The organism is Spiroplasma endosymbiont of Apeira syringaria (assembly GCF_964020205.1).
GTDB lineage: Bacteria > Bacillota_I > Bacilli_A > Mycoplasmatales > VBWQ01 > Spiroplasma_E > Spiroplasma_E ixodetis_A.
Genome location: NZ_OZ026543.1, coordinates 883,752 through 902,963, shown reverse-complemented (window position 1 = coordinate 902,963; position 19,212 = coordinate 883,752). Strand labels below are relative to the sequence as shown.

Annotated in this window: 21 protein-coding genes and 4 pseudogenes; 15 read left to right on the top strand and 10 right to left on the bottom strand. The window is 24.6% G+C overall.

The genetic code is table 4. The features are described from left to right. Nucleotides 1–159: 159 nt before the first annotated feature. From AACL02_RS05550 to AACL02_RS05540, 3 genes are all read left to right on the top strand, one after another. Nucleotides 160–903, top strand: a complete 744-nt coding sequence (locus tag AACL02_RS05550) for a hypothetical protein (protein ID WP_339043299.1) — start codon at nt 160–162, stop codon at nt 901–903. Nucleotides 904–919: 16 nt separating this feature from the next. Beyond that, a complete protein-coding gene (locus tag AACL02_RS05545) occupies nt 920–1,699 on the top strand; it encodes an alpha/beta hydrolase-fold protein (protein WP_339043297.1) in 780 nt (259 codons plus the stop codon). 99 nt (nt 1,700–1,798) lie between these two features. Further along, complete coding sequence (locus AACL02_RS05540; RefSeq protein WP_339043616.1) at nt 1,799–2,614, top strand: IS1595 family transposase; 816 nt, start codon at nt 1,799–1,801, stop codon at nt 2,612–2,614. On the opposite strand, the gene AACL02_RS05535 is transcribed toward AACL02_RS05540, so the two are convergent. Further along, nucleotides 2,600–2,986 carry a hypothetical protein gene (locus tag AACL02_RS05535; RefSeq protein ID WP_339043295.1) on the bottom strand — a complete coding sequence of 129 codons (387 nt, stop codon included), beginning with the start codon at nt 2,984–2,986 and terminating at the stop codon, nt 2,600–2,602. The genes AACL02_RS05540 and AACL02_RS05535 overlap by 15 nt on opposite strands. 127 nt (nt 2,987–3,113) lie before the next feature. Here AACL02_RS05535 and AACL02_RS05530 point away from each other — a divergent pair. From AACL02_RS05530 to AACL02_RS05520, 3 pseudogenes are all read left to right on the top strand, one after another. Further along, a pseudogene (locus AACL02_RS05530) lies at nt 3,114–4,031 on the top strand (IS256 family transposase); the annotation flags it as partial. A gap of 65 nt (nt 4,032–4,096) precedes the next feature. After that, nucleotides 4,097–5,213 (top strand): annotated as a pseudogene (locus tag AACL02_RS05525) (IS3 family transposase). A gap of 21 nt (nt 5,214–5,234) precedes the next feature. Next, nucleotides 5,235–5,561 (top strand): annotated as a pseudogene (locus AACL02_RS05520) (transposase); the annotation flags it as partial. On the opposite strand, the gene AACL02_RS05515 reads toward AACL02_RS05520, so the two are convergent. The 6 genes from AACL02_RS05515 to AACL02_RS05490 all read right to left on the bottom strand — a co-directional run bounded on the left by AACL02_RS05515 (nt 5,558) and on the right by AACL02_RS05490 (nt 8,866). Continuing rightward, on the bottom strand, nt 5,558–6,097 hold the full coding sequence (locus AACL02_RS05515; protein ID WP_339043289.1) for a hypothetical protein: 540 nt from the start codon (nt 6,095–6,097) through the stop codon (nt 5,558–5,560). The pseudogene AACL02_RS05520 and the gene AACL02_RS05515 overlap by 4 nt on opposite strands. Nucleotides 6,098–6,149: 52 nt before the next feature. After that, nucleotides 6,150–6,395, bottom strand: coding sequence for an IS3 family transposase (locus tag AACL02_RS05510; protein WP_339043287.1), 246 nt, complete (start codon nt 6,393–6,395; stop codon nt 6,150–6,152). A gap of 138 nt (nt 6,396–6,533) precedes the next feature. Continuing rightward, nucleotides 6,534–6,812: a transposase gene (locus AACL02_RS05505; RefSeq protein ID WP_339043285.1), complete on the bottom strand. Its 279-nt coding sequence runs from the start codon at nt 6,810–6,812 to the stop codon at nt 6,534–6,536. A 285-nt stretch (nt 6,813–7,097) separates the two neighbouring features. Next, nucleotides 7,098–7,814, bottom strand: a complete 717-nt coding sequence (locus tag AACL02_RS05500; RefSeq protein WP_339043283.1) for an IS1595 family transposase — start codon at nt 7,812–7,814, stop codon at nt 7,098–7,100. Nucleotides 7,815–8,046: 232 nt separating this feature from the next. Beyond that, on the bottom strand, nt 8,047–8,727 hold the full coding sequence (locus AACL02_RS05495; RefSeq protein WP_339043281.1) for an IS1595 family transposase: 681 nt from the start codon (nt 8,725–8,727) through the stop codon (nt 8,047–8,049). Further along, nucleotides 8,639–8,866: a hypothetical protein gene (locus tag AACL02_RS05490; protein WP_339043279.1), complete on the bottom strand. Its 228-nt coding sequence runs from the start codon at nt 8,864–8,866 to the stop codon at nt 8,639–8,641. Before AACL02_RS05490 ends, AACL02_RS05495 begins: the two co-directional genes overlap by 89 nt. On the opposite strand from AACL02_RS05490, the gene AACL02_RS05485 reads away from it, so the two are divergent. The 8 genes from AACL02_RS05485 (at nt 8,812) to AACL02_RS05450 (ending at nt 16,716) form a co-directional block, all read left to right on the top strand. After that, on the top strand, nt 8,812–9,720 hold the full coding sequence (locus AACL02_RS05485; protein ID WP_339043277.1) for a hypothetical protein: 909 nt from the start codon (nt 8,812–8,814) through the stop codon (nt 9,718–9,720). The genes AACL02_RS05490 and AACL02_RS05485 overlap by 55 nt on opposite strands. Nucleotides 9,721–10,042: 322 nt before the next feature. After that, nucleotides 10,043–10,993: an IS30 family transposase gene (locus AACL02_RS05480; RefSeq protein ID WP_339040235.1), complete on the top strand. Its 951-nt coding sequence runs from the start codon at nt 10,043–10,045 to the stop codon at nt 10,991–10,993. Nucleotides 10,994–11,374: 381 nt separating this feature from the next. Further along, nucleotides 11,375–11,668 carry a hypothetical protein gene (locus AACL02_RS05475; protein WP_174481144.1) on the top strand — a complete coding sequence of 98 codons (294 nt, stop codon included), beginning with the start codon at nt 11,375–11,377 and terminating at the stop codon, nt 11,666–11,668. A gap of 23 nt (nt 11,669–11,691) precedes the next feature. Further along, the gene (locus AACL02_RS05470; RefSeq protein ID WP_339043275.1) at nt 11,692–13,350 is read left to right on the top strand and encodes a DAK2 domain-containing protein; all 1,659 of its coding nucleotides are present in this window, start codon (nt 11,692–11,694) and stop codon (nt 13,348–13,350) included. A gap of 53 nt (nt 13,351–13,403) precedes the next feature. Next, nucleotides 13,404–14,219, top strand: coding sequence for a hypothetical protein (locus tag AACL02_RS05465; RefSeq protein ID WP_339043273.1), 816 nt, complete (start codon nt 13,404–13,406; stop codon nt 14,217–14,219). A gap of 371 nt (nt 14,220–14,590) precedes the next feature. After that, nucleotides 14,591–14,869, top strand: coding sequence for a hypothetical protein (locus AACL02_RS05460; RefSeq protein ID WP_281748602.1), 279 nt, complete (start codon nt 14,591–14,593; stop codon nt 14,867–14,869). 152 nt (nt 14,870–15,021) lie between these two features. Beyond that, entirely contained in the window at nt 15,022–16,026 is a 1,005-nt protein-coding gene (argF, locus tag AACL02_RS05455) for an ornithine carbamoyltransferase (protein ID WP_338974627.1), read from the top strand. 204 nt (nt 16,027–16,230) lie between these two features. Further along, the gene (locus AACL02_RS05450) at nt 16,231–16,716 is read left to right on the top strand and encodes a hypothetical protein (protein ID WP_339043271.1); all 486 of its coding nucleotides are present in this window, start codon (nt 16,231–16,233) and stop codon (nt 16,714–16,716) included. A gap of 56 nt (nt 16,717–16,772) precedes the next feature. On the opposite strand, the pseudogene AACL02_RS05445 reads toward AACL02_RS05450, so the two are convergent. Both AACL02_RS05445 and AACL02_RS05440 read right to left on the bottom strand, forming a co-directional pair. After that, a pseudogene (locus AACL02_RS05445) lies at nt 16,773–18,013 on the bottom strand (IS256 family transposase). A gap of 47 nt (nt 18,014–18,060) precedes the next feature. Further along, the gene (locus AACL02_RS05440) at nt 18,061–18,432 is read right to left on the bottom strand and encodes a hypothetical protein (RefSeq protein WP_339043269.1); all 372 of its coding nucleotides are present in this window, start codon (nt 18,430–18,432) and stop codon (nt 18,061–18,063) included. Here AACL02_RS05440 and AACL02_RS05435 point away from each other — a divergent pair. Further along, a complete protein-coding gene (locus AACL02_RS05435) occupies nt 18,378–18,536 on the top strand; it encodes a hypothetical protein (RefSeq protein ID WP_339043267.1) in 159 nt (52 codons plus the stop codon). The two genes, AACL02_RS05440 and AACL02_RS05435, sit on opposite strands and share 55 nt — an antisense overlap. Here the strand turns inward: AACL02_RS05435 and AACL02_RS05430 are convergent. Further along, nucleotides 18,523–19,203 carry a DNA alkylation repair protein gene (locus AACL02_RS05430; RefSeq protein ID WP_339043265.1) on the bottom strand — a complete coding sequence of 227 codons (681 nt, stop codon included), beginning with the start codon at nt 19,201–19,203 and terminating at the stop codon, nt 18,523–18,525. The genes AACL02_RS05435 and AACL02_RS05430 overlap by 14 nt on opposite strands. Between the last annotated feature and the right edge of the window lie 9 nt (nt 19,204–19,212).

The window sequence follows — 19,212 nt, the reverse complement described above, 5'->3', positions numbered from 1 at the left end:
AATAACTTTTTAAATTTATATATTAAATATAATTAATTATCAATGATATTATTGGCAATTAAATATAATAAATAAGTAACATTATGTACTTATTTATTTCAATGTTATAATTATTTTAAGATTAAATTTAAAAATATATAATTAGATTGGAAGTAAAAAATGATTCCCGAATATCGATTATTTAACCATCTTTTGCTTTTAAAAAGTAATTATTTTTTTAAGCGCGAAATTAAAAAAAAAATAGGTCATTTAAAAGCAAAAGATTATCGTAATACTTATAACTTAATATTTAATAGTAATCAAAATTTAATGTTTATGAAAATAATAAGTGTTTATTTATATTTCAATAAAATTTCTTATAAAGAATATTTAAGATTAGTTGCAAATTTTATATTAACTATTTCTGCTTTAATTCCTACTTTTAAGCGTCAAGAAAAACAGTTAGATGATTATCAAAATGCCAAGGAACTTTTATTATTACTTGGATGTAAAGATCAAATAAAAGTTTGGTTTGATGATACTTCAAAAGTAGTATTACCTGATTTTTTGATAAATAATTCTAATTTGAAAAAAGAAAGTTTGCTAATAATTAAAAGATTGGTAAATATTAGTGGTAATATTTTTATTAATTTAACTAAGAATGAAACAAACATAAAAAATAATTATGAGTTTGGAAGTTTATTAATGTTATTTTATTTGTTGGATTTAGAAACCAGAAAAACATTGCTGACAAAAGATATTACTGATTTAAATTTAAAAGCTTTTTTTTCATATGAAACTTTATTTACTAATAAGTTGATAATTTTAGATGAATTGGTTAAATGCGCTATGCGCTTAGAACAAACTAATTTTAATTTTTATATTAGAATAATGAATTATTCTTTGTTAGGAAATTATCAATAAATTAAGGATAAAAAATATGAATAATTATGATGTAAAAGTTGATAATATTAAAAGTAAATTTTTAAATATTAATAAAGATATTATTATTGCTTTACCTTCTATTTATGATCAAAATATTGCTTATGAAGTTTATTTAGTTTTTGATGGTAAAGATATGTTACTTAATAGTAATAGTAATATTTTATTTGAAAATAATAGTAATTGTATTTTTATTGGTATTGGTAGTACCAATAATATGACTCGTTTTAATGATTTAGCAACTTATACCAATGATGATGTAAAAATATTAATGACAAAATATTTTCCTGAATTAAAAAAAAGTAACATTGATTTTCTTGGTGGTAATGGTAAAAATTACTTAGAATTTATTATTAATGAGGTTATACCATTTGTTATTAAAAAGTTTAATTTAAAAATTAAAAATTTAAATGCCATTGGTTGTTCTTTGGGGGCATATTTTTGTTTACAAATGTTATATTTATCAAAATTACAATTTACAAAATTATTATTATTTTCGCCAGCAATTTGATTTAATTCACAAATTATTGAAGATTTAAAAACTAAAGTTTTAAATAATAATCAACCTTTAATAGTTGAACTATGGGTAGGAAAAAAAGAACCAAAGTTTTTTGAAGGCAAATTAGTAACAAATTATGAAAGTAATACTATTGAATTAAAAAAAATATTAACTAATAGAAAAATTACTACTAATCTAGTAATTGATGAAAATGGTGCTCATGGTTTTAAATGATGAATTAAATATATTAATGAAAATCCTTTAATTCTTATTATCTAATTGAAACTATGGTTTTTCTTTTTTTCTAAAAATATTATTAATTTTTAGAATTAAAATACGGACTTCTCCCCACATGTACTTGTGGAGGGAATAATGAAACTGAATGAATTCAACAATGCTTTTCAAACTGAACAGCAATGTCTTGCATATATAGCAAATTTGAAAGAAAACAAATGTATTAGGTGTTTTAATTTTAATTTGAATACTTCTGATTTAAAAAGAATGAGATGTTTAAAATGTAATCAAACATTTAGCATTCTCACAGGCACCATATTTTCAAGGTCACAAACATCTTTAACATCTTGGTTTTATCTTATCTTTAGATGAATAAACACCAAACATGGAATTCCATCAACAGATATTGCAAAAGAATTGGGAGTGACTTTGAAAACTGCTTGAAGAATGACTCATAAAATCAGAACACGTATTGCAAAACAAAAACCTCAATTTATTGTTGAAGGTACAGTGCAAATTGATGAAATGTATCTTTCACATATGGGTTTTAAAAAACAAGGAAGATCCTTGGTGAATAAAACCTTGATTGTTGGCATTTATCAAAAAACAACCAATAATTTAATTGTGAAAGTATTGAAAAACGCAAAGAGTAAAAATCTTTTGCAGTTTGCAAAAAACCACATTTCTTCAAAATGTCTTGTATATAATGATTCTTGAAAAGGATATTGCGATTTTAAATCAGTTTTCACTAAGCATGAAACAGTTAACCATCAAGATGGCTATGTTTCAAAAATTGGTGTAAATACCAACCAAATTGAATCAGTTTGAAAACATATAAGAAGAACATTTAAAACACATATCAAAGTTGCAAAACATCATGTTCATTTATATGCTAAAGAAGCTGAATATAAATTCAACAAGATACCTAGTTTTGAAACTGTAATTCTATGTTTGATTTAAAAATGTGGGGAGAAGTCCGTAGATAGGCTTTTCTCAGCATTTATGTGATAAAATTAAAATAGTACATAAAGGGAGAAAAGCCAAAATAATAATAATTCATGGAATCGAAGCACCAATTTGAGTAGGAAGAGCAATAACACTTCAGCCATACGTACCACCAAAGTAAATGCCACCTCATAATAATGTTCATAAGAAAGAAATTATTGAAGCAAATACACCGATGATAATTACAGCAGTAACAAAAAATAAGGGATGAATATTAGTTGCACCAATTCTTTTTAGTAATACAGATAATTTAAATTCAATAATTGTTTGAGGAATAATAAATATTCCAACTGAAATAATATTAACAATCGCAATACCAGCAATCATTTGTTTAACGACAGTAATGGTGCCAGAAACATCGGAAATGTTTAGTAATCTGTGTAACTTACAAAAATAACTATGTTTAATTAATTCTAGTAAATATAATTAAATGACTAGAAAGAGTGAGTTACAGATGGCTAAAAAAGATAACTTTAATAATAATCATCCAATATCAAAAGCAGTAGATTTATTACTAGAAAATACTGAAGATTTAACAACAGTTTTTAAACCTGGCGGTTTATATAAAGAATTAACAAAAAGATTAGTTGAAAAAATGTTGAATTCTGAAATGCAAAATTATTTAGGATATGAAAAAAATCAACATAGTACTACTGAAAATGCTCGTAATGGTACAATTTCAAAAAAATTAATAACTCAACAAGGTAAAATTGAAATTGATGTACCAAGAGATCGCAATAGTAATTTTACTCCTGTAATAGTTCCTAAAAGGCAAAGAAGATTTGATGGTTTTGATCAACAAGTTCTTTCCTTGTATGCAAAAGGAATGACATTATCTGACATTAGAATGCAGTTGCAAGAGTTATATCATGGTGCTGATATTAGTGAAAGTGTTATTAGTCAAATTACTGATGATGTTATTGATGATGTTAAAGCATGACAAAATCTACCATTAGAAAGTATTTATCCTATTGTTTATTTTGATTGTATAGTAGTTAAAGTACGACAAGATAAACGGATTATTAACAAATCAGTTTATATAGCATTAGGAGTTGATTTAGAAGGCAAAAAAGATGTTTTAGGATTATGAATTAGTGAAAATGAAGGTTCTAAGTTTTGATTATCTAATTTCACAGAAATGAAAAATCGTGGCTTAAATGATATTCTTATTGCTTGTAGTGATAATTTAACAGGCATGTCAGAAGCAATACAATCAGTTTATCCTAAAACAGAACATCAATTATGCATTGTTCATCAAATTAGAAATAGTTTAAAATATGTTTCATACAAACATCGAAAAGGTCTAGTTGCAGATTTAAAACCAATTTATAGTGCATGTAGTGAAGAACAAGCAATGCAAGCTTTAGAATCTGGATGGGTTACACTTTATTGTACACTAATTACATAGACAAGTGAACAAAGAAAGGAACTATAATTATGGCCAATATTAAGTCATATATCGATGAATTTAAAAAACAAATAGTAGCTTTATATCAAAGTGGCAAATCAGTATCTTGCCTTGTTAAAGAATATAATGTTACAAGAGCAGCTACTTACAATTGAATTAAGCAATTTACTAATTCAGGTAGTTTTAAAACTAAAGATAATCGTTCTGTTGAAGAAAATGAATTAATTAAATTAAGAAAAGAATTAAAACAATTAAGAATGGAAAATGATATTTTAAAGCAAGCAGCACTAATAATAGGCAGAAAGTAGAGATTATTGCAAATAATAAATCTAAATATAAAATTCGCACAATGTGTCATTTTTTAAAACTCTCTAAATCAACATATTATTTTAATTTAAAGAAAAAAATAAAATTCAAAATAATATTTATGAACAAGCTGTTATTAGTGCTTTTAAAAAAAATAAAGAAGTTTATGGTACTAGAAGATTAAAAGTCATTCTAGAAAACCAAGAAATTTATTTATCAAGACGAAAAATTAAAGAAATTATGAATAAACATAATTTAATATCAAAATACACTAAATTATCATTCAAAAATTATCATAATAAAGTCAATGATAGTCAAATAACCAATCTTGTTAATAGAAACTTTAATAATAGAGTTAAAAATGAAGTTATTGTTAGTGATTTAACTTATGTTCAAGTAAATGGTAAGTGAAACTATATTTGTTTATTAATTGACCTATTTAACCGCGAAATAATTGGACATAGTGTAGGTACTAAAAAAGATGCATCATTAGTATATCAAGCATTTATGCACTCAAATCGCTGTTTAAAAGATATTCAAATATTTCATAGTGATCGCGGTAATGAATTTAATAATAAAATTATTGATAAACTTTTACTAGCATTCAATATTAATCGCTCTTTAAGCAAAAAAGGTTGTCCTTATGATAACGCTGTTGCTGAAGCAACCTTTAAAACTTTCAAAACCGAATTTATTAATGATAAAAATTTTACATCATTAATCCAATTAAAATTAGAATTATTTGATTACATCAATTGATATAACAACATAAGAATTCACGGCACTTTAAACTACTTAACTCCAGTTAATTATCAAAAACAAATGTCTACCAAAAAATAGTCCTAAAAAGGGTTGCCATTCCAATCGTTTGAAAGTAAATGAAATAAACAATATCCTCAAATTACTAAATCTTGATATAAAAATTGAGATAATTTAATGGTTTTTATTAGTTATCCAGTAGAAATCAAAAGAGTGATTTATACTACAAATGCTATTGAATCTGTTAATAGTCAATTACGAAAAATCATCAGAAATAAAAAAGTTTTTCCTAATGATATGGCAGTTTTCAAAATATTTTACTTGGCAATTGAAAATATAACAAAAAAATGAACATTGCCTATTCAAAATTGAAATACAGCAATTGCTCATTTTATGATAAAATTTGAAGATAGAATTAATCTAAATTAGTAACTTTGTAAAACAAAGATACACAGATTATTAAAAAGCCTCGCAACATCAGCACCAGTATGCCGTATTGATTCTCCTTGAATTCCCAAGATTAGAATTGGATAAACAATTAGAAAAAATGGGACAAAGAAGCCTTTTAGATAATATTTAAACATTAAATTCAATAACGGTATTTGTTTAGAAGAGCGTGTTTTTGCGGCATTTACAATTTTGTTTGGATCTTGCTGACCTTTTTTCTTAGATAATGCTTCTTTTTCTGCAGCAATAGTAGGTTTTTTATATTTTTGAAATTGTTGAGATGTATAGTTATGAACTGAACCATATTCTTTAACAACCTCTTTAACAGTCCGTTTTTCAATAATGTCACCATCGTGCATATAAATGATACGTGTACAGAAATGTTCAATTTCACTCATGTTATGAGTAACTAAAATCATTGCTACATTTTTTTCAACAATATTTTTTTGTAAAAAATCAAATATTTCTTCCTTAACTTCAATATCTAAACCAGTTGATACTTCATCTAAAATAACCAAGTCAGGTTTATGAATAACGCTTAATAATATATGGCTTTTCTCCCTTTATGTACTATTTTAATTTTATCACATAAATGCTGAGAAAAGCCTTAAAGTTTCTATTAACAAGATTGGTTATTTGACTATCATTGACTTTATTATGATAATTTTTGAATGATAATTTAGTGTATTTTGATATTAAATTATGTTTATTCATAATTTCTTTAATTTTTCGTCTTGATAAATAAATTTCTTGGTTTTCTAGAATGACTTTTAATCTTCTAGTACCATAAACTTCTTTATTTTTTTTTAAAAGCACTAATAACAGCTTGTTCATAAATATTATTTTGAATTTTATTTTTTTTCTTTAAATTAAAATAATATGTTGATTTAGAGAGTTTTAAAAAATGACACATTGTGCGAATTTTATATTTAGATTTATTATTTGCAATAATCTCTACTTTCTGCCTATTATTAGTGCTGCTTGCTTTAAAATATCATTTTCCATTCTTAATTGTTTTAATTCTTTTCTTAATTTAATTAATTCATTTTCTTCAACAGAACTATTATCTTTAGTTTTAAAACTACCTGAATTAGTAAATTGCTTAATTCAATTGTAAGTAGCTGCTCTTGTAACATTATATTCTTTAACAAGGCAAGATACTGATTTGCCACTTTGATATAAAGCTACTATTTGTTTTTTAAATTCATCGGTATATGAGTTAATATTGGCCATAATTATAGTTCCTTTCTTTGTTCACTTGTCTATGTAATTAGTGTCCAATAAAGTGTAACCCATCCAGTTGATATTGTTAGTGGAATAGAAAATATTATACCTTTATGATTATTTGTTAGAGCAATTAGTTTAATTATAGGTTAGGAGTTTATTATGCCTTGATATGGTTATGTGTTATTAGTTATAGGTTTGATTATAATTATGGCTTTTCTCCCTTTATGTACTATTTTAATTTTATCACATAAATGCTGAGAAAAGCCTATCTACGGACTTCTCCCCACATTTTTAAATCAAACATAGAATTACAGTTTCAAAACTAGGTATCTTGTTGAATTTATATTCAGCTTCTTTAGCATATAAATGAACATGATGTTTTGCAACTTTGATATGTGTTTTAAATGTTCTTCTTATATGTTTTCAAACTGATTCAATTTGGTTGGTATTTACACCAATTTTTGAAACATAGCCATCTTGATGGTTAACTGTTTCATGCTTAGTGAAAACTGATTTAAAATCGCAATATCCTTTTCAAGAATCATTATATACAAGACATTTTGAAGAAATGTGGTTTTTTGCAAACTGCAAAAGATTTTTACTCTTTGCGTTTTTCAATACTTTCACAATTAAATTATTGGTTGTTTTTTGATAAATGCCAACAATCAAGGTTTTATTCACCAAGGATCTTCCTTGTTTTTTAAAACCCATATGTGAAAGATACATTTCATCAATTTGCACTGTACCTTCAACAATAAATTGAGGTTTTTGTTTTGCAATACGTGTTCTGATTTTATGAGTCATTCTTCAAGCAGTTTTCAAAGTCACTCCCAATTCTTTTGCAATATCTGTTGATGGAATTCCATGTTTGGTGTTTATTCATCTAAAGATAAGATAAAACCAAGATGTTAAAGATGTTTGTGACCTTGAAAATATGGTGCCTGTGAGAATGCTAAATGTTTGATTACATTTTAAACATCTCATTCTTTTTAAATCAGAAGTATTCAAATTAAAATTGGCTTTTCTCCCTTTATGTACTATTTTAATTTTATCACATAAATGCTGAGAAAAGCCTATCTACGGACTTCTCCCCACATTTTTAAATCAAACATAGAATTACAGTTTCAAAACTAGGTATCTTGTTGAATTTATATGCAGCTTCTTTAGCATATAAATGAACATGATGTTTTGCAACTTTGATATGTGTTTTAAATGTTCTTCTTATATGTTTTCAAACTGATTAAATTTGGTTGGTATTTACACCAATTTTTGAAACATAGCCATCTTGATGGTTAACTGTTTCATGCTTAGTGAAAACTGATTTAAAATCGCAATATCCTTTTCAAGAATCAGTATATACAAGACATTTTGAAGAAATGTGGTTTTTTGCAAACTGCAAAAGATTTTTACTCTTTGCGTTTTTCAATACTTTCACAATTAAATTATTGGTTGTTTTTTGATAAATGCCAACAATCAAGGTTTTATTCACCAAGGATCTTCCTTGTTTTTTAAAACCCATATGTGAAAGATACATTTCATCAATTTGCACTGTACCTTCAACAATAAATTGAGGTTTTTGTTTTGCAATACGTGTTCTGATTTTATGAGTCATTATTCAAGCAGTTTTCAAAGTCACTCCCAATTCTTTTGCAATATCTGTTGATGGAATTCCATGTTTGGTGTTTATTCATCTAAAGATAAGATAAAACCAAGATGTTAAAGATGTTTGTGACCTTGAAAATATGGTGCCTGTGAGAATGCTAAATGTTTGATTACATTTTAAACATCTCATTCTTTTTAAATCAGAAGTATTCAAATTAAAACTAAAACACCTAATACATTTGTTTTCTTTCAAATTTGCTATATATGCAAGACATTGCTGTTCAGTTTGAAAAGCATTGTTGAATTCATTCAGTTTCATTATTCCCTCCACAAGTACATGTGGGGAGAAGTCCGTTAAAATTAAAACACCTAATACATTTGTTTTCTTTCAAATTTGCTATATATGCAAGACATTGCTGTTCAGTTTGAAAAGCATTTTTGAATTCATTCAGTTTCATTATTCCCTCCACAAGTACATGTGGGGAGAAGTCCGATAATTATTTATCCAATTCTTATAACTATTCGTAATGTTAAAATTTTAAAACGAGTTGGTAGTTATATTATTTCAGCACCTCCAAGGACTGGCAAATCTGCCCTTGCTTGTTGTTTAGCACAAACTCATAAGAAACGAGTAGTTAGTCCTTTCCCTATTAAGTTAAAGACTGGTTATTCTTATTTGGTTAATTATAACGATGTTTTTACTTTTAATCAGTTAGCAAGTAATTATGCTTTTGAGGAACAAGATTTAATAATTTTAGATGAATTAGCATTAAAAATAAATTCTAATGATTTAGGAGTACAGTTTAAAAATCAACAAGAAAGTTTAGGACAATTTTGTAAGTTAATAGGTAACATGTTTAATGGTACAATGTATTTGATTGAACAACACCCTAATAGAATACCAGTACAAGCAAGAGAAAAAGTTGAGTATGTTGTTCAAGTTAAACGTATGCGTTTTTTGGGTTTTATTGTTATATTTAATCTTAATTTATATACTAATATTGAGGATTATAATAAAGTAGTATTTTCACGTCGTAGAACAAAGAAAATGATTAAAAGAGGTATTATGCCTCCAAGTTATAGTGGTGAAGCAATGGCTATGACTTTATTTTTTCCTAGACACTGGTTAAAAAGGTATAATTCACGTGCTTTACATTATGTGCATGAACTTAAAAGTGAATTGTCACCTAAAAAATACCTTAAAGAAGCAAGTAGTATTGATATGACTTATAGCGATATTAAGTCTGCTGGATTGGATAAATTGGATAATATTTTAAAGAAAAAAGATAAACCTAAAAATAAAGATAAATAAAAATGATTATAGTCCCAGTGAACCTACTGGGACTATAATTTGGGTGAGCCACGTAGTGGCGAGGGACGAAGTCCCTATATACTTGATTGAAATATGTAATTATTATTATGAAAATTGTATTTGCAATTTTTGCAAAAAATAAGATTACGATTAAAAACGCAAAAATGCCTAAAATTTATATAGTAAATTTTTGAAGTATAGTTTAATTATTAATTAGCTGAATTATACTTGTAAGTGCAAGTAAATAAAATTGCAAAAAAATTCTCATATAAAAATTTCATAATGCTAAATTTATTTTATAAAAAAAGTAAGGAGTTTTTATATGAGTTATAAACATCTTGGCGTAGATGAAAGAATTTATATTGAGAATCAATTGAAATTTAAAGTTAAAATTAGTGAAATAGCTAAAAATCTTAATCGAAATATTAGTACTATTATTCGAGAAATTAATAGAAATCAAGATAATAGTAATTATTTTTCATTGATTGCACAAAATAAAGCTGAAAATAGAAAACAATCACATATTTTTTTTCATAAGTTTAAAAATAAAGATTTAGTAAAATATGTGCAACAAAAACTATTATTAGGCTGATCACCTGAACAAATTTATGGCAGAATTAAAAATTTTCATAAACAATGAGTTATTAGTTTTAAAACAATTTACAATTGAATTTATTCTGGATTGCTTGATCAAGTTACTAGTAAAAATTTAAGAAGAAAAGGCAAAAAACGCAAATCTCAAGAAAATCGTGGCAAATTCAATAGCAAATCAATTAAAGAAAGAGATCTTAATATTAATGATCGTATAACACTTGGTCATTGAGAAGGAGATACTATAGTATCATCACGAGGCAAAAGTAAAAAATGTTTAATAACTTTAGTTGAAAGAGTATCACGATTTACTTTAGCAATATTAGTTAAAAACAGAACTACTAAAGTTATTAACAAAAATATTAGCCATTATTTATCAATTCTTCCTAAAAATATTGTTAAAACCATTACTTTTGATCGTGGTAAAGAATTTTCAAATTGACAACAACTTGAAAAAAATTTAGATGTGAAAATTTATTTTGCAAATCCATATTCACCTTGACAAAGAGGTACTAATGAAAATACTAATGGTTTAATTAGAGAAAAATTTCCTAAAAAATTTAATTTTTCAAAAACTTGTAAAAATGAAGTTCATAAATTTATATTGTCTTTAAACCAAAGACCAAGAAAAATACTAAATTATCTTTCACCGATAGAATATTTGGATAGAAAAATAATTTAGTTGCACTTACCTTTACAATTTAGCAATTATACTTTTGGTTAGATAGTATTTTATATATTTTAAATTTTATTATTTTCTATTATATAATGTTTAAGTATAAAAATAAGACAGTTAAGAATAAGTAATTATTTAATTATTATTGTATTAATATTAATTTTTAAAATTATAGATAGTATTTTATATTTAATAATTAGGTAGTTTAGTTTTTCTTAATTATGTTTTTATATAGAAAAAACCATTATCAATATATAATATCTTTATCTTTAAGATTATTATTGTCTTGATATATTATATTAGGTATAATGTAAGAGACTATAAAAATTATAAGAGATTTTATTTTATATAAATTTAATTTATTATTAATATAATAGGGGTGATTATGTGGAAAAAGATAAAGATATTATGAACATTATTAAAAAAGCATTATCAGAAAGTATTTTATCTGTACCAGGTGTTGCCAATATTTATGAAAAAGATAATAATTATGGAATTAAAGTTAACAAGTCTGATTTAGGTTGAATTATTGATATTAATATAGTTTGTTTTTTTAATAATAATATTTGAAATATTATGAATCAAACTCAGAAAAATTTAAAATATATTGTTGAAAAGATTATTAAACATCAAGACTATATAGTACTTAACATTTTTGTTCATGATTTAATTGAAGAATAAAAGAAAATATAAGGTGAAATTAAATGAAAAAAATTGATATTAAAACCTTAAAAGTTATGCTTATTAGCGGTGCTAATAATCTTTATAATCATCATTTTGAAGTTGATAAATTAAATGTTTTCCCCGTACCTGATGGTGATACTGGAACAAATATGAATTTAACAATGATGAATGGTATAAAAGAATTAAATGGCAAAGAATATGATAGTTTAAAAACATTTGCTACTACTTTTTCTCGTGGTTTAATGATGGGTGCGCGTGGTAATTCTGGAGTTATTTTATCTCAAATTTTTCGTGGTTTTTTTCAAACTATAAAAACAAAAGATTTAAAAAATGATTTCATTATTAATGAGGATTTATTAAAATCTTGAAAAAGTGCACAAGATTATGCATATCGTGCAGTTATGAAACCAGTAGAAGGTACTATTCTTACTATTATTAAAGATGGTGCTAGTTATATTAATGAATTAGAAATAACAGGCAAAGATTCGCTTTATATTTTTGAAAAATTACTAGAAGGAATGAATGAATCGTTAAAAAGAACACCTGATTTATTGCCAATTTTAAAAAAAGTAGGAGTTGTTGATTCGGGTGGTGCTGGTTTAGTTTATATTGTTGAAGGTATGGTGTATGGTTTAAAGCATGGTAAAGCTATTTCACCAAAGAAAAAATTAGAACAACAAGATACAGCAAAATTAGAAATGGTTTTAAATCAAGAAAACTTTGGTTATTGTTCAGAAGTTATTGTAAAACTAAATAAAGTTAGTAAGTTAGATTTTAATTTAAGCAAAACACGAACTGATTTAGAAACAATGGATGGTCAATCAATAGTTTTAGTAGATGATGAAGATTTAATTAAAGTTCATGTTCATACTTTAAAACCGGGTCAAATTTTAAATTATTTTCAGAAATTTGGTGAAATTTTAAAAGTAAAAATTGAAAATATGACGGAACAGGCAAAAGCACATACACAAACTATTAAACCAATTCGTAAATTAAATAATAAATTTGCTTTAATTGCTGCTGTTCCCGGTAGAGGAATTGAAACCTTTTTTAGAGATGAATTAAAGGTTAATAATATTATTATGTATTCAAAAAGAATTAATCCATCAACAGATGACTTTTTAAAGGCAATTGAAATTGTCGATGCAAAAAATGTTTTTATTTTACCAAATGATAGTAATTTATTTTTAGCAGCAGAACAAGCAAGAAAATTAGAAAAAAAATCAAAAGTTTTTGTATTACCTGCTAAAAATATTGCTCAAGGTATGCGTGCTGCTTTAAATTTTAATCCTGAATTAAGTGCAAAAGAAAATAATAAAAATATATGAAGTGAAATTAAATATGCTGCTTTTGGTTATATAACAGTTGCTGATCGTGATGTTGAAATAGATGGTATTAAAATTGGAAAAAAACACTTTTTTTCTGCTGTTAGTTTTCGTAATAAAGATGGTAAAGAAAAAATTATTGCTTCAAATGAAAATTTATTTAATGTAATTAAAGTATTGTTTACTAAATTAATTTGAGATGGTGCAGAAATAATTACTATTTTTAAAGGTAAAGGTTATTCAAAAGATCAAATTAATTTTATGAAAAAAATTTTAGATGAAGATTATGATATTGAATATGAAATTGTTGATGGTGATCAAGAAGTTTATAACTTTCTTTTCGTGGTGGAATAATACTATGTTATAATATTGTAGACTCTATTCAAATAGTTAGAAAGGAGAAGATTATGACTAATTTATTATTATCCTCAGTTAATCCAAATGATCCAAAGACTTGATCAACTAGTTTAATTGTTTTAGCAAGCTTAGTGGCTATTGTTGGTATAATTTTGTTTGTTGTTACTATGATTTGATTTTTCACTTGAATTAAGTATTCTTGATTCCATCTTGAAAATAGTGCTAATTTAACTGGTGGCGAGTTATCTCAAAAATATTTAAAAACATACGGTATTAATGCAAAAAGAATAAAATTTAAGGGATTTGGTAATATTAATAGTATTACTGTTGAACCTAGGTTTTTTTATTTAATGCCATATTTATTTAATAATGGTAATTTTACTTTAAGATTATTACCATGAACTTATCACCGTCGTTCTATTTATACTTTAGCAATGGCAATGGAAAGTACTTGGGCAGTAAGTAGTTCAAATAGTAGTCGTTTTAATACTTTTTGATGAGATTTTTCTCGTAAAATAACATTATTTTTTGTTTTAATTCCTTTTGCACTTGCTATTCTATTTGCTCTTTCACCTGCTAATTCTTGAATTACTTTATCAGCAGCGAGCGCCAATATACTTTCAATTGTTTTATCAATTTTAGGTAGTATTTTATTAATTCTTTTTTCTTCAATGCAAATGATTTTTTATGCTAAATCAAGAAAAGAAATTTGTCAAAATCTTGTTGGTATTTTAAATGAAAAAGAAATACGTGCTATTAGTTGAATTTTCCAAATTAAGTTTATTTATTACTTGATTCGTATGATTTATGAAATATTACAACTTATTTTACGTATTGTGATGTATACACAGCAAAATGAGAAATAATAAAAATTTGTACCTATAATTTAGGTACAAATTTTAAATTTAAAATTATATTAAGTTTTATTGATAAAACATTATTTTCAAAACTTTTATAAAATATTCTATTTTAGTAAGTTTTAAAGTTTTGTTTTTTTAATTTTACATTTAATTACTAAACCAATATTTTTCATTTTCATTTATTATTGTATATTTAAAATTTTATTTTGATAGTTTTAAATTTTAAATATACAATAAAATAAACTTATTAATTTAATATATATATATATATATTCATTAGTAATTTTTTGTATATGTATTGCAAAAATATAAAAAAAGATTTTAAATGTTAACTATGAGAGAGAAAAAAGAATATTTTAAGTTAAGGAGAATACTGAATGCAAAGTAAGTCTGCTATTAATATATATTCAAAAATTAATAAATTAAAAATAGTTTTATTACTTGCTAAAATTTTTATCAGAAATGGTATTGGAGTATTTTATATTAAAAAGTTTGTTGTAACGAGTATTATCCAAGATAAAAAAATATGTTCTTACTTAATCAATCAAATTTTGAAAGAATGGAATTCTAAAAAAGAATATATTATTTCACTAGAAAAATATTTAAAACAACTTTCAGTTCAACAATTTATTAACAAAATAATTACTTGCTGTTAATAAATTTGAGTTAAAAATTAAATATAATAATACATATCCATGTTTATGAAATTACTAATTCTGAATTGTCATGTGGCCAGAGTGTTGCCCATATTGTATATCAATGTTAAATTAAATAAAGATATTAGGAACTGAAAGGAAGAAAACATATCATGGCTATTAATTTAAAAGGCAGAAATTTTATTTGTTTATTAGATTTTACTTCAGAAGAAATTTATTACTTATTAGAATTAGCTGCTACTTTAAAAATTGCAAAACAAAAAGGAATAGAAAAACAGCCGTTAAAAGGCTATAGTGTTGCTTTATTATATCGAAAAGATTCATTACGAACAAGAAGCGCGTTTGAAGTTGCTGCTTGTGATTTAGGAATGCATTCAACATATTTTGATCCAACTAGTAGTAAATTAGGAATTAAAGAATCAATTGTTGATACCGCTAAATTTCTTGGTAGAATTTATAATGGTATTCAATTTCGTGGATATAAACAAACTGATGTTGAAGAATTAGCTGAAAATGCCGGTGTTCCAATATGAAATGGCTTAACTGATTTATATCATCCAACACAAATGCTAGCCGATATTATGACAATTCAAGAGTGTAAAAAAAATAAAGATGTTAAAGGTATTAAATTTGTTTATTTTGGAGATGCTCGTTTTAATATGGCTAATAGTTATATGATTATTAGTGCAAAATTAGGAATGAATTTAGTAATCTGTGCTAATAAAAATTTATGACCATATCCTCAACTATTAAAACAATGTCAAGAAATTGCTCAAGAAACGGGTGGCTCTATTATTTTAACAGAAGATTATAAAACAGCAAGTAAAGATGCTGACGTAGTTGCTACTGATGTTTGAACATCTGTATCTGAAGATAAAGTTTTATTAAAACAACGAATTAAAGAATTAATGCCATATCAAGTTAATAATGAAAAAATGAAAATTGCAAAATCAGATGTTATATTTTTACATTCTTTACCAAGTTTTCATGATGGTAATACACAAATTACTCAAGATATTGTTAAACAATATGGTGGAACAGGTGAATTAGAAGTTACTGATGAAGTATTTCGATCTTCTGCATCAAAGGTATTTCAACAATCAGAAAATTGTTTACATACTATTAAAGCTGTAATGTTAGCAACTTTGAAAGGATAATATATGAGATTATATTAAAAATGAAAAGAAGTTTTAATTATTTTATTATTTAATAAACTTATTTCCATTAATTAGTTTTTATTATTTTTATTTTAGAATATTAAATATATTAATTAATTGTTTATTAAAATATTAATGTTAGTTTTTATGTTAAGATATTAGTAATTAATTTTATTAACTCAAATTAAAAAATAGGATTAAATTATGATAAGACAAGAAGGAATATCAGAAGATAGTAGACAACAATTAATATATAATTATCAAGGATTAAATATATGAAAAAAAGTGAGTATTATTGGTAGTGGGTTTTTGCTTAGTACAATACCAGGAATTGGTATAACATATTTATGTAATGAAAAAATTGTTAAAGCACTTGGTAGTAATGAAAATTTATTTTCATTACCAATTCTAATGCTAATGGGTGCTGTTACTAGTTCATTATTAGTATTATTTACTATGGGACCATTTGTACACAAAAAATTATTTCCTGAATGATATGAGAAGAGAGCAGAAGCAAGGTATATAAATAAAACTATTAGTGAAATTGAAAATTTAAGAAATGATTTTGTAAATATAAATAATAACTGAAATGAAAATAGTACAGTTAGCTTAATAGAAATATTAACAAAATTGAATAATAAAAAAGAAGAATTACAAAATAAAGAAAAACCATTAATGTTTCAATGATAATTGGAAAGAATGGTGAGGCTTTTTAATAATCTGTGTATCTTTGTTTTACAAAGTTACTAATTTAGATTAATTCTGTCTTCAAATTTTATCATAAAATGAGCAATTGCTGTATTTCAATTTTGAATAGGCAATGTTCATTTTTTTGTTATATTTTCAATTGCCAAGTAAAATATTTTGAAAACTGCCATATCATTAGGAAAAACTTTTTTATTTCTGATGATTTTTCGTAATTGACTATTAACAGATTCAATAGCATTTGTAGTATAAATCACTCTTTTGATTTCTACTGGATAACTAATAAAAACCATTAAATTATCTCAATTTTTATATCAAGATTTAGTAATTTGAGGATATTGTTTATTTCATTTACTTTCAAACGATTCTAAAGCTTGCATTGTTTGTTCTTCACTACATGCACTATAAATTGGTTTTAAATCTGCAACTAGACCTTTTCGATGTTTGTATGAAACATATTTTAAACTATTTCTAATTTGATGAACAATGCATAATTGATGTTCTGTTTTAGGATAAACTGATTGTATTGCTTCTGACATGCCTGTTAAATTATCACTACAAGCAATAAGAATATCATTTAAGCCACGATTTTTCATTTCTGTGAAATTAGATAATCAAAACTTAGAACCTTCATTTTCACTAATTCATAATCCTAAAACATCTTTTTTGCATTCTAAATCAACTCCTAATGCTATATAAACTGATTTGTTAATAATCCGTTTATCTTGTCGTACTTTAACTACTATACAATCAAAATAAACAATAGGATAAATACTTTCTAATGGTCGATTTTGTCATGCTTTAACATCATCAATAACATCATCAGTAATTTGACTAATAACACTTTCACTAATATCAGCACCATGATATAACTCTTGCAACTGCATTCTAATGTCAGATAATGTCATTCATTTTGCATACAAGGAAAGAACTTGTTGATCAAAACCATCAAATCTTCTTTGCCTTTTAGGAACTATTACAGGAGTAAAATTACTATTGCGATCTCTTGGTACATCAATTTCAATTTTACCTTGTTTTGAGTTATTAATTTTTTTGAACTTGTACCATTACGAGCATTTTCAGTAGTAGTATGTTGATTTTTTTCATATCCTAAATAATTTTGCATTTCAGAATTCAACATTTTTTCAACTAATCTTTTTGTTAATTCTTTATATAAACCGCCAGGTTTAAAAACTGTTGTTAAATCTTCAGTATTTTCTAGTAATAAATCTACTGCTTTTGATATTGGATCATTATTATTAAAGTTATCTTTTTTAGCCATCTGTAACTCACTCTTTCTAGTCATTTAATTATATTTACTAGAATTAATTAAACATAGTTATTTTTGTAAGTTACACAGATTACTAAACATTTCCTGATTTTATGAGTCATTCTTCAAGCAGTTTTCAAAGTCACTCCCAATTCTTTTGCAATATCTGTTGATGGAATTCCATGTTTGGTGTTTATTCATCTAAAGATAAGATAAAACCAAGATGTTAAAGATGTTTGTGACCTTGAAAATATGGTGCCTGTGAGAATGCTAAATGTTTGATTACATTTTAAACATCTCATTCTTTTTAAATCAGAAGTATTCAAATTAAAACTAAAACACCTAATACATTTTTTTTCTTTCAAATTTGCTATATATGCAAGACATTGCTGTTCAGTTTGAAAAGCATTGTTGAATTCATTCAGTTTCATTATTCCCTCCACAAGTACATGTGGGGAGAAGTCCGATATTATTTATAAGCAATTTTATTTTTAATATTAATATAAAACCTTCATTTATTTTTAATGTTCATTAATAACAACAATTATTTTTTTACTAACATTGTTAATTTTAATAAAATCATTAATTTTTTGTGAATTAACTCGTTTAGCATTACGCAATGCTCAACCAATAGAACGTATTAGATAAAAATTTGTTGTTAATAACAATGGCTTAATTAATGCAAATAGTAAATTAAAATCAGTATCTTCTTTAAACATTAATTGTGATTGAATTGCTATTCTTTGAATTCAAAAATTACTATCATTTATTAACTTAAATAAATATTGATCTCTAACACTAATATTATTGTTACTAAATATAAGAACACCAATAATATTATCAAAATAATCAGTAGTATCTCATCAAATATTATGCTTAATTATCGATAAAAGCCAATCTAAGTCATTAAAACTTAAGTTTTTCTTTCATCAAAGATTTAAAAATTCCATTGCTGTATATTGAAATTCACGATTTTTTTGTAAATATAATGTTTCAAATAACTGTTTTTTACTTATTAAAGATAAATTTTTATTTCATTTATCTAAAAATAATCTTACTAATGGTTTTCGTTTACTAGTTAAAATTCCATAAAATTTGAAATTATTAATTAAAAATTTTTCTTGTTTAATTTTAGTATTGATATTAGCATTATTAATAAAAATTGTCGTTAATATTTTTATTTCTTCATTAAATTTTTCCATATATACCTT